The sequence below is a fragment of the Stenotrophomonas sp. NPDC077659 genome (assembly GCF_050268705.1).
In the GTDB taxonomy this organism is placed as follows: Bacteria; Pseudomonadota; Gammaproteobacteria; order Xanthomonadales; family Xanthomonadaceae; genus Stenotrophomonas.
This window is the reverse complement of sequence record NZ_JBNNHG010000163.1, coordinates 1-7,960: the sequence shown is the minus strand read 5'-3', so window position 1 is coordinate 7,960 and position 7,960 is coordinate 1. Positions and strand designations below refer to the sequence as shown.

General features: G+C 66.4%; 7 protein-coding genes. 3 read left to right on the top strand and 4 right to left on the bottom strand.

Going from position 1 to position 7,960, the window contains the following annotated elements; all coding sequences use genetic code 11:
- Nucleotides 1–294: 294 nt before the first annotated feature.
- The 3 genes from ACQKDV_RS16955 to ACQKDV_RS16945 form a co-directional block, all read right to left on the bottom strand.
- Nucleotides 295–909: an RluA family pseudouridine synthase gene (locus ACQKDV_RS16955; protein WP_427785276.1), complete on the bottom strand. Its 615-nt coding sequence runs from the start codon at nt 907–909 to the stop codon at nt 295–297.
- Between the two features lie 170 nt (nt 910–1,079).
- Nucleotides 1,080–2,066, bottom strand: coding sequence for a malate dehydrogenase (locus ACQKDV_RS16950; protein WP_427785274.1), 987 nt, complete (start codon nt 2,064–2,066; stop codon nt 1,080–1,082).
- Between the two features lie 117 nt (nt 2,067–2,183).
- Nucleotides 2,184–2,675, bottom strand: coding sequence for a peptidylprolyl isomerase (locus tag ACQKDV_RS16945; protein ID WP_427785273.1), 492 nt, complete (start codon nt 2,673–2,675; stop codon nt 2,184–2,186).
- A 248-nt stretch (nt 2,676–2,923) separates the two neighbouring features.
- Here ACQKDV_RS16945 and typA point away from each other — a divergent pair, with 248 nt between their 5' ends.
- Genes typA through ACQKDV_RS16930 form a run of 3 tightly spaced genes read left to right on the top strand, consistent with a single transcriptional unit; the run spans nt 2,924 to nt 6,914 of the window.
- On the top strand, nt 2,924–4,771 hold the full coding sequence (gene typA, locus ACQKDV_RS16940; RefSeq protein ID WP_427785272.1) for a translational GTPase TypA: 1,848 nt from the start codon (nt 2,924–2,926) through the stop codon (nt 4,769–4,771).
- Between the two features lie 11 nt (nt 4,772–4,782).
- Nucleotides 4,783–5,250 (top strand): DUF2127 domain-containing protein, encoded by a 468-nt coding sequence (locus tag ACQKDV_RS16935; RefSeq protein ID WP_108764168.1) that lies wholly within the window; start codon nt 4,783–4,785, stop codon nt 5,248–5,250.
- A 41-nt stretch (nt 5,251–5,291) separates the two neighbouring features.
- Entirely contained in the window at nt 5,292–6,914 is a 1,623-nt protein-coding gene (locus tag ACQKDV_RS16930) for an amidase (RefSeq protein WP_427785270.1), read from the top strand.
- A gap of 81 nt (nt 6,915–6,995) precedes the next feature.
- Here the strand turns inward: ACQKDV_RS16930 and ACQKDV_RS16925 are convergent.
- The coding region (locus ACQKDV_RS16925; protein ID WP_427785269.1) for a mechanosensitive ion channel family protein at nt 6,996–7,960 on the bottom strand (965 nt) is incomplete at its 5' end.

Sequence of the window (7,960 nt, the reverse complement as noted above, 5' to 3'; positions counted from 1 at the left end):
CTCACGCCCCCTCAACCGGACCCACCCCGCCTTCGACAGTTTCCCGCGATCTGTCGGAACGGCATTCTGCGCTGGTGGGTTCGACACAGTAGATCCACGCCATGCGTGGATGGATTCATTCGATATCTGACATCTGTGGGAACCGCACGGGGTCGGATCCCGTTCCTGCGCAACCGGCTCTGACCCCTGGTTCATTTCGATATCTGACATATTTCATCCACGCATGGCGTGGATCTACTGGCAACGGGCCAACTGTCAGAGGTGGGGCGCAGCCCTGCCGAACCCACCTCTTGCCTAAAACAGAGCCGCTGACTCGAACGCCAGCGCAGCACCCGTTACCGGGTGGGTGAAGGCCAGCGCGCACGCATGCAGATGCACCCGCTGCGCCGGCAACGCGCCATACAGCACGTCACCCACAATGGGATGGCCCAGACTGGCCATGTGCAGCCGCAGCTGATGGCTGCGCCCGGTCACCGGCTCCAGCGCCACGCGCGTGCGCTGCGCCTGGGCATCACGCGCCAACACGTGCCAGCGCGTCAGCGCCGGCTTGCCGCGTTCGTGATCGACCCTCTGCTTCGGCCGGTTCGGCCAATCCACGATCAACGGCAGGTCCACTTCACCGGCATCGGCCGCCAGCAATCCCTGCACCACCGCCTCGTAGCGTTTGCGCACGTTGCGCTGTTCAAACTGCATCGACAATGCCGCCTGCATCACCTTGCCACGCGCATGCAGCAGCAGCCCCGAGGTCACCTGGTCCAGGCGGTGCACGGTGAGTGCATCCGGGTACAGCGCCTGCAGACGCGATACCACGCAGTCCTGGTTCTCGACGCTGCGGCCGGGCACGGACAGCAGGCCGGCCGGCTTCTCGGCCACCAGCAGTGCGTCGTCGATGTAATGCAGGTGGATCATCGGTTTCTGTATCTCTCAAACAGAAACGGGGAAGCCTGAGCTTCCCCGTTGCTTGGTACCGACCAACGGTCGGCACCTACCTTCTGGATCACGTACCGACCAACGGTCAGTACCTACCGTGCTGGACGGCGCACCGACCAACGGTCGGTACCTGCCGGCCGAGGCCCGTATCAGCCCAGCAGGTGGGCGACGCCGGCGCGCTCTTCTTCCAGCTCGGCCAGGGTCTTGTCGATGTACTTCTGGCTGAAGTCGTCGATCGGCAGATCCTTCACCAAGGTGTACTTGCCGTTCTCGGTGGTCACGGCGAAGCCGAAGATCACGCCTTCCGGAATGCCGTAGGAACCGTCGGACGGAACGCCCATGGTGACCCACTTGCCGTTGCTGCCCAGCACCCAGTCACGCACGTGGTCGATGGCGGCGTTGGCAGCCGAAGCAGCCGAGGACGAGCCGCGGGCTTCGATGATCGCCGCGCCGCGCTTGCCCACGGTCGGGATGAAGGTGTTGGCGTTCCACTCCTGGTCGTTGATCGCATCGGCGATCGACGCACCGTCGGCGGTGGCAAAACGGTAGTCCGGGTACATGGTCGGGCTGTGGTTGCCCCACACCACCAGCTTCTCCATGCCACCGACCGGCTTGCCCAGCTTGTTCGACAGCTGGCTCAGTGCGCGGTTGTGGTCCAGGCGCAGCATGGCGGTGAAGTTTTCCGGCTTCAGGTCCGGGGCCGACTTCATGGCGATGTAGGCGTTGGTGTTGGCCGGGTTGCCGACCACCAGCACCTTCACGTCACGGCTGGCCACCTTGTTCAGCGCCGCGCCCTGGGCGGTGAAGATCTTGGCGTTTTCCAGCAGCAGGTCCTTGCGCTCCATGCCCGGGCCGCGCGGACGCGCGCCCACCAGCAGGGCGATGTCGGCGTCCTTGAACGCGACTTCGGCGTCGTCGGTGCCGACCATGCCGGCCAGCAGCGGGAAGGCGCAGTCTTCCAGCTCCATCATCACGCCCTTCAGGGCGGCCTGGGCCTTGTCGACCGGCAGTTCCAGCAGCTGCAGGATGACCGGCTGGTCCTTGCCCAGCATTTCGCCGGAGGCGATGCGGAACAGCAGGGCGTAACCGATCTGGCCGGCAGCGCCGGTCACGGCAACACGAACGGGTGCTTTCATGGGGGTTTCCTCTTGCTTGCAAGCGTTGGATGGAACGCCGCGGGCGTGGCTCGCAGGCCTGGCAGGCGGCGGGGAACAGGGAAACGGCCACCTGCTGGTGGCCGTTTCGAAGGGGGATCAGGCGGCGAGGATCTTGTTCCACTCAGCGACGCGGTCGGCCTGGGCGGCCAGCACGGCGTCGACGTCGCCTTCCAGGGTGATCGAATGGATCACGTCGCCCTGCTTGACCGAATCGACGATGGCCTGGCCTTCCAGGACCTTGCCGAAGACGGTGTGGCGGCCGTCCAGCCAGTCGGTCTTGATGTGGGTGATGAAGAACTGGCTGCCGTTGGTGTTCGGGCCGGCATTGGCCATCGACAGCGAGCCGACCTCGTGCTTCACGCCGTTCTTCTCGTCCTCGAACTTGTAGCCCGGGCCGCCGGTGCCACGGCCCTGCGGGCAGCCGCCCTGGATCATGAAGTCGGCGATGACGCGGTGGAAGATCAGGCCGTCATAGAAACCGTGCTTGACCAGGTTGACGAAGTTGGCAACGGTCAGCGGGGCCTTGTCGGCGAACAGCTCGACCTTGATCGGGCCCTGGGTGGTGTCGAAAGTGGCGATGAGGGACATGAAGATCCTTGCTGCAGATGGGAATGCGTCTAGCCACCTAGTTTACACCCGGCGTGTGGCGGCGGCGGCTACGACCATGGGCCAAGCAGATGGACCGGACCGCCCCGGGGCCGCCGTTCAGGCAGTCCGGCAGGCCCCTGAACGGGCCTCCAGCCGGGCCGGAAACGCAGGTTTTCGCCAATCGTCAACTTCGACGTATAATGTTGGACTTCTTTTTCCAAATCCGGCGCCGACTGGCCCCCTTTCGTATGTCCATCGAAAACCTTCGCAACATCGCCATCGTCGCCCACGTCGACCATGGCAAGACCACCCTGGTCGACCAGCTGCTGAAGCAGTCCGGCACCCTGTCCGAGCGTACCGTCCTCGCCGAGCGCGTGATGGACAGCAACGACCAGGAAAAGGAACGCGGCATCACCATCCTGGCCAAGAACACCGCCATCACCTGGGAAGACAAGAAGACCGGCATCAAGAACCGGATCAACATCGTCGACACCCCGGGGCACGCCGACTTCGGCGGCGAGGTCGAGCGCGTGCTGTCGATGGTCGACACTGTGCTGATCCTGGTCGACGCGATGGACGGCCCGATGCCGCAGACCCGCTTCGTCACCCAGAAGGCCTTCGCGATGGGCTTCAAGCCGATCGTGGTGGTCAACAAGATCGACCGTCCGGGCGCGCGTCCGGAGTGGGTGATCGACCAGGTCTTCGACCTGTTCGACAAGCTCGGCGCCACCAACGAGCAGCTGGACTTCCCGATCGTCTACGCCTCGGCCCTGAACGGCTATGCCGGCCTGGAAGACACCGTGCGCGACGGCGACATGACCCCGCTGTACGAAGCGATCATGCAGCACGCGCCGAAGCCGGAAGTCGATCCGGAAGGTGCCTTCCAGATGCGCATCAGCCAGTTGGACTACAACAACTTCGTGGGCGTCATCGGCATCGGCCGCATCCAGCGCGGCACCCTGAAGAAGAACATGCAGGTCGCCGTCATCGACCGTGAAGGCAAGAAGCGCAACGGCAAGGTCGCGCAGGTGCTGGGCTTCCTGGGCCTGGAGCGCATCGAGCAGGATACTGCCGAAGCCGGTGACATCGTGGCCATCTCCGGCATTCCGGAACTGACCATCTCCGACACCCTGTGCCATCCGGATACCCCGGAAGCGCTGCCGGCACTGACCGTCGACGAGCCGACCATCTCGATGACCTTCCAGGTCAACAACTCGCCGTTCGCCGGCAACAAGGACCTGTCCGGTGGCAAGTTCCTGACCAGCCGCCAGATCAAGGACCGCCTGGACCGTGAAAAGGTCCACAACGTGGCCCTGAAGGTCGAACAGCTGGAAGACGCCGACAAGTTCCTGGTCTCCGGCCGTGGCGAACTGCACCTGTCGGTACTGATCGAAAACATGCGCCGCGAAGGCTACGAGCTGGCCGTGTCGCGCCCGGAAGTCATCATCAAGGAAATCGACGGCCAGATGATGGAGCCGATCGAACAGCTGGTGGTGGACATCGAAGAGGTGCACCAGGGCGGCGTGATGGAAAAGCTGGGCACCCGCAAGGGCCAGCTGAAGAACATGGAGCCGGACGGCAAGGGCCGCGTGCGCCTTGAATACTCGATCCCGGCCCGTGGCCTGATCGGCTTCCAGAACGAGTTCAAGACCCTCACCCAGGGTTCGGGCCTGCTGTTCCACGTGTTTGACCACTATGGTCCGAAGGAACAGGGCGCGATTGCCAAGCGCATCAACGGCGTGATGATCGCCAATGCGCCGGGCGTCACCCCCGCCTATTCGCTGGGCCCGCTGCAGGAACGCGGCAAGCTGTTCGCCGCTGAAGGCGACAACGTGTATGAAGGTCAGCTGGTCGGCATCCACTCCAAGGACAACGACCTGACCGTCAACGCCATCAAGACCAAGCCGCTGACCAACATGCGCGCTTCGGGCAAGGACGATGCGATCCAGCTGACCCCGGCGATCAAGTACTCGCTGGAACAGGCCCTGGACTTCATCGAAGACGACGAGCTGGTCGAGATCACCCCGAAGGAGATCCGTCTGCGCAAGAAGTTCCTGACCGAAAGCGACCGCAAGAAGGCTTCGCGCGGCGGCTGAGCCAGCAGACTGTGAGCCAGAACGGCTACAACCCGGATCCGCACCGGCATCCGGGTCTGCACGTCATCGCCCTGCTCGAAGCGAGCAAGGCGATGCTGGCGCTGTTGGCGGCGACCGGGCTGGAAATGCTCGGTCCGCAGCCACTTCGCGATGGGGTCAATGCCCTGATCCGGCGTTTCAGCCTGGACCCGGATCACGGCACCCTGCCCTCGCTGCTCAACATGATCAGTCCCGACGCGGTGCACCTGGCCGCAGCGGCGATGATCGGCTATGGCCTGCTGCACCTGGTCGAAGCCTGGGGCCTGTGGAAGGCCAGGGCCTGGGCCTCGTGGCTCGGCTGCCTGACCGCCTCGATCTACCTGCCCTTCGATATCTACGCGGTCATCCGCCACCCCGGCTGGGCCTCATGGAGCGTGCTGGCGATCAACCTGATCGTCGTCTACGTCCTGGCCCGCGACCTGCGCAAGCGCCGCCACTGAGCAGCCGCTACACTGACGTTTGGAGCCGACCCAGCCGTCCGATGCGCCCGTTCCTGCCCTCCCTGCTGACCTGCCTCACCGCGGCCCTGCCCGCGCTGCTTGCCGTGGGCTGCAGTCCGGCAACACCGGCCACGCACGCCGCCGAACCCAGCAGCAGCAACGTGCCCTTCCCCTACGCCGAAACCGACGTGGCCGACCTGCAGGCCCGGATGATCGCCGGCGAACTGGACAGCGCCACCCTCACGGCCGCCTACCTGCAGCGCATCGCCGCCCTGGACCGCACCGGGCCGCGCCTGCGCGCGGTGCTGCAACTGAACCCCGATGCCCTGAAGGAAGCGGCCGAGCGCGACCGCGAACGCCGTGCAGGACGCCTGCGCGGCCCCCTGCACGGTATCCCGGTGCTGCTGAAGGACAACATCAATGCCGCGCCGATGGCCACCACGGCCGGCTCGCTGGCACTGCAGAGCTTCCATCCGGAGGACGCCTACCTGGTACGTCGCCTGCGCGAGGCCGGCGCGGTGGTGCTGGGCAAGACCAACCTCAGCGAATGGGCCAACTTCCGCGGCAACGACTCGGTGTCCGGCTGGAGCGCGCGTGGCGGCCAGACCCGCAACCCATACCGTCTGAGCCATTCGCCGTGCGGCTCCAGCAGCGGCAGCGCGGTGGCGGTGTCCGCCAACCTGGCCAGCGTGGCCATCGGCACGGAGACCGACGGCAGCATCGTCTGCCCGGCAGCCATCAACGGCGTGGTCGGCCTGAAGCCCACGGTCGGCCTGGTCAGCCGCGAGGGCATCATCCCGATCTCCTTCAGCCAGGACACCGCCGGGCCGATGACCCGCAGCGTGGCCGATGCAGCTGCGGTGCTGACCGCCATCGCCGGCCGCGACGACGCCGACCCGGCCACCGCGACCATGCCCGGGCGCGCGGTCTACGACTACACCGCGCGGCTGGATCCGCAGGGCCTGCGCGGCAAGCGCCTGGGCCTGCTGCAGACCCCACTGCTGAAGTACCGCGGCATGCCACCGCTGATGGACCAGGCGGTGGCCGAGCTGCGCCGCGCCGGCGCCGTGGTGGTGCCGGTGGCGATGCCCAACCAGGGCGCCTGGGACGAGGCTGAGCGCACCGTCCTGCTGTACGAGTTCAAGGCCGGGCTGGAGCGCTACTTCGGCACCTACAAGGCACCGCTGCGCAGCCTGGCCGAACTGATCGCCTTCAACCAGGCCCATGCCAGGCAGGAACTGGGCCTGTTCGGCCAGCAGCTGCTGCAGGAGGCGGACGCCACCACCGGCCTGGCCGACCCCGCCTACATCCGCGCACGCAGCGATGCGCGCCGGCTGGCGGGCCCTGAAGGGATCGATGCCGTCCTCGCCGCGCATCAGCTCGACGGTCTGGTCGCACCGACCACCGGCATCGCCTGGCCGATCCGCAGCAGCGGCGACGATTTCCCCGGCGAAAGCTACAGCGCGGCGGCCGTGGCCGGCTACCCCAGCCTGAGCGTGCCGATGGGGCAGATCGATGGCCTGCCCGCCGGGCTGCTGTTCATGGGCGCCGCCTGGAGCGAGCCGAAGCTGATCGAGATGGCCTACGCCTATGAACAGCGCACCCGCGCACGGCAGCCGCCGCAGTTCGCCACCGACGCCCTGATCGACGCCGGCGATCCGTAAGCCGCGATCCTGTAGAGCCGAGCCCACGCTCGGCTGCGCTGCCGATGCCGCGTACCAGGGAAGCCGAGCATGGGCTCAGCTCTACAAGGGCTCCGGCTCCCCCGGCATGATCGCCGCCTCACCATCTTCCGCGCCGGGCGAACGTACGTCGGCCGTGCGCGCACGCGGCCCGTGCGGCATGTCCCACTCATCCTCCTGCTGCAGGCGCGCGCGCACCTGCGGCAGCGACTGTGGGTGTTCGCGGGCGAGGAAATCCAGCATCCGCTCGCGCACCAGGCAGCGCAGGTCGAAGGCATCACCGGAGCTGCGCGCACTGACCAGCAGGCGCACCTGGATCGCACGTTCGCTGGTCTCGGTCACCTGGGTCACGCATACCCGGCCATCCCACAACGGCTCACCGCGGCAGATGCGCTCCAGCTCGGTGCGGATCGCTGCGATGGGCGCTCGGTAGTCCAGCCAGAGGAACGCGGTGCCCAACAGGTCGGCACTGCGCCGCGTCCAGTTCTGGAACGGGTTCTCGATGAACCAGGTCAACGGCACCACCATCCGCCGCTCGTCCCAGATACGCACCACCACGTAGCTGCTGCCGATCTCCTCGATGCGGCCCCACTCGCCTTCGACGATCACCACGTCATCCAGCCGGATCGGCTGCGTCACCGCAATCTGCAGGCCGGCAATGAGGTTGCCGAACACCGGCTTGGCCGCGATACCCGCCACCAGCCCGATCAGGCCCGCCGAGGCCAGCAGCGCGGTACCGATCTTCTGCACCATCGGGAAGGTCAGCAGCACCAGTGATGCGCCGAGCACGATGATGCCGCCCATCAGCACCCGGCTGAGCACGCGCGTCTGCGTCTGGATGCGGCGTGCTTCCAGATTGTCGGACACATCGATGGGATGGCTGCGCAGGATCGCGCGCTCACCCGCCGCCACGCCCCGCACCAGCAACCAGATGAAGCACGCGGTCAAGCCGATGTGCAGCACACGCAGCAACTGGTCCAGCGTGTGTTCGGGCAGCGGCGTGGCCGGCAGTGCAGGCACCAGCAGCA